The organism is Mesorhizobium sp. M0174, assembly GCF_040322275.1.
Lineage (GTDB): Bacteria > Pseudomonadota > Alphaproteobacteria > Rhizobiales > Rhizobiaceae > Mesorhizobium.
Window position 1 is genome coordinate 1 of the sequence record NZ_JAMYTB010000036.1, and the last position, 2,500, is coordinate 2,500.

General features: G+C 55.6%; 1 tRNA gene, 2 rRNA genes and 1 pseudogene (1 of these 4 cut by a window edge). 1 reads left to right on the plus strand and 3 read right to left on the minus strand.

The annotated features are described in order from the left end of the window. A pseudogene (locus NKJ13_RS30150) lies at positions 1–231 on the plus strand (hypothetical protein); the annotation flags it as partial. Positions 232–437: 206 nt separating this feature from the next. Here NKJ13_RS30150 and NKJ13_RS30155 read toward each other — a convergent pair. From NKJ13_RS30155 to NKJ13_RS30165, 3 genes are all read right to left on the minus strand, one after another. Further along, positions 438–514, minus strand: a tRNA-Met gene (locus tag NKJ13_RS30155). Positions 515–644: 130 nt separating this feature from the next. After that, positions 645–759, minus strand: a 5S ribosomal RNA gene (gene rrf, locus NKJ13_RS30160). Between the two features lie 96 nt (positions 760–855). Further along, a 23S ribosomal RNA gene (locus NKJ13_RS30165) occupies positions 856–2,500 on the minus strand; it runs 1,162 nt beyond the window's last position.

Consider the following 2,500-nt stretch of genomic DNA (forward strand, 5'->3'; position numbering starts at 1 on the left):
TCCGATGATCTGCTCTTCAGAGAAGCGGCTACGTTTCATGTCCTGGTCCTCTCGATGGGCCAGAACGAACTTCAAACCGGATTAGATCAGAGGGGCAAGGTCATGCTGATCCCAACCGAGAAAATGGTCGCTGACGAGCTCCGGGCTGCACGACCTGGCCACTTATCGGACCTTGCAGAGTTGCGACGTAAGCTCGCGGCAAAATACGGAGCAGACGCCTGCTGCCGGTGACCGTGCGGCGGCATTTGGTGCATATCAGTCAAGACGGCAGCGCGCCCTTTTGGCGCGTCGTAAATCCCGATCGGCCATTCGCCCGACGTATGAGAGGTGGATCGGAGCACATACGCGAGAAATTGGCCGCGGCATGCTAAGTGTCCCGTCGCCGCACTTCAGCGCATACGAAAACGGCCCGCACAAGGCGGGCCGTTTTCGAATTTTGGTTGCGGGGACAGGATTTGAACCTGTGACCTTCAGGTTATGAGCCTGACGAGCTACCGGGCTGCTCCACCCCGCGTCAACCCTAAAGGTAAGCCTTGGCTCACCGAATTCAAGCTTCCGCCAAATGAAAGGGCCGCTTGCGCGGCCCGGAGTCCCGTTGGCGGGCCTGTTCGTAAGGAGAAGATTAAACAACGTGCGCTTGGCAGACCTGGCAGCGACCTACTCTCCCGCGTCTTGAGACGAAGTACCATCAGCGCTGGAGCGTTTCACGGCCGAGTTCGGAATGGGATCGGGTGCAGCCGCTCCGCCATAACCACCAGGTCGGCAAAACGCACGTTGCTCGAGAAGCTGTTTTCTGTGCCATCCATCTCGGCGCAATCCAGGGATTGTCGCCAAAAATGGGCATTAGGAATGAGAACGATCAAGCCGATCGAACTATTAGTACCGGTAAGCTTCAAGCGTTGCCGCTCTTCCACACCCGGCCTATCAACGTGGTCGTCTTCCACGGTTCTCAGGGAATACTCGTTTTAAGGTGGGTTTCCCGCTTAGATGCCTTCAGCGGTTATCCCGTCCGGATATAGCTACCCTGCTATGCGGCTGGCGCCACAACAGGTCCACCAGAGATCCGTCCATCCCGGTCCTCTCGTACTAGGGACAGATCCTTTCAATATTCCTACACCCACGGCAGATAGGGACCGAACTGTCTCACGACGTTCTGAACCCAACTCACGTACCGCTTTAAATGGCGAACAGCCATACCCTTGGGACCTGCTCCAGCCCCAGGATGCGATGAGTCGACATCGAGGTGCCAAACAACCCCGTCGATATGGACTCTTGGGGGTCATCAGCCTGTTATCCCCGGCGTACCTTTTATCCGTTGAGCGATGGCCCTTCCACGCGGGACCACCGGATCACTATGACCGACTTTCGTCTCTGCTCGACTTGTCAGTCTCGCAGTCAGGCAGGCTTATGCCATTGCACTCAGCGAACGATTTCCGACCGTTCTGAGCCCACCATCGCGCGCCTCCGTTACTCTTTAGGAGGCGACCGCCCCAGTCAAACTACCCACCATACATTGTCCCGGACCCGGATAACGGGCCGCGGTTAGACATCCATAGTGATAAGGGTGGTATTTCAAGGGTGGCTCCACCTGAGCTGGCGCCCAGGTTTCAAAGCCTACCACCTATCCTACACATGCCACTACGAATGCCAATGTAAAGCTATAGTAAAGGTGCACGGGGTCTTTCCGTCTAACCGCAGGAACCCCGCATCTTCACGGGGAATTCAATTTCACTGAGTCTATGCTGGAGACAGCGGGGAAGTCGTTACGCCATTCGTGCAGGTCGGAACTTACCCGACAAGGAATTTCGCTACCTTAGGACCGTTATAGTTACGGCCGCCGTTTACTGGGGCTTCGATTCAGAGCTTGCACCCCTCCTCTTAACCTTCCAGCACCGGGCAGGCGTCAGACCCTATACGTCGTCTTGCGACTTCGCAGAGCCCTGTGTTTTTGATAAACAGTCGCTACCCCCTGGTCTGTGCCACCCTCCCATGCTTGCGCATGAAAGGGTCACGCTTCTTCCGAAGTTACGCGTGCAATTTGCCGAGTTCCTTCAGCATAGTTCTCTCAAGCGCCTTGGTATACTCTACCAGTCCACCAGTGTCGGTTTCGGGTACGGTCTATAAGGAGGAGCTATTTCCTGGAACCACGCAGCAGCCCTTTCAATCCGATAAGATTGGACTACCTCAATGATCCGTCACTTCCTCCAGGCCCACGAATATTAACGTGGTTCCCATCGTCTACGCATTTCTGCCTCGACTTAGGGGCCGGCTAACCCTGCTCAGATTAGCTTTAAGCAGGAACCCTTGGACTTTCGGCGGGGGAGTCTCTCACTCCCCTTACGTTACTCATGTCAGCATTCGCACTTCTGATACCTCCACCATCCCTCACGGGTATGGCTTCATCAGCTTACAGAACGCTCCGCTACCGCTTGCATTGCTGCAAACCCTAAGCTTCGGTGTATGGCTTTAGCCCCGTTACATTTTCGGCGCAAAGACCCTT